General features: G+C 70.0%; 1 protein-coding gene. It reads left to right on the forward strand.

Translation table 11 applies throughout. The features are described 5' to 3' along the window. Nucleotides 1-430, forward strand: a 430-nt coding sequence (locus OQ02_RS39300; RefSeq protein WP_033443770.1) for an amidohydrolase family protein, incomplete at both ends; no start/stop codon positions are given.

Consider the following 430-nt stretch of genomic DNA (forward strand, 5'->3'; position numbering starts at 1 on the left):
GGCGTCTTCGAGCGGCACCCCGGGCTGCGGTTCGGCGTCGCCGAGTCCGGCTGCTGGTGGCTGCCGAACCTGCTCTGGTTCATGGACCGGCTCTACCTGGGCGCGCACGGCGGCAAGAAGCTGTCCCCGTTCGCGGAGCTGCGGCGGCCGCCGAGCGAGTACCTCGACCGGCAGGTCTTCATCTGCGCGACCAACACCAAGCGGCGGGAGCTCGCGCAGCGGTACGAGATCGGCGTGGACAACATCCTGTGGGGCTCGGACTTCCCGCACCCGGAGGGCACCTGGCCCACCACGCGCGCGTGGCTGCGGAACACGTTCCACGACATCCCGGTGGCGGAGACGCGGCGGATGCTGGGTCTCGCGGCGGCCGAGGTCTTCGGATTCGATGTCCAGAAATTGGATCCGATCGCCAGGCGGATCGGTCCCACCC

Source organism: Saccharothrix sp. NRRL B-16314 (genome assembly GCF_000716595.1).
In the GTDB taxonomy this organism is placed as follows: domain Bacteria; phylum Actinomycetota; class Actinomycetes; order Mycobacteriales; family Pseudonocardiaceae; genus Actinosynnema.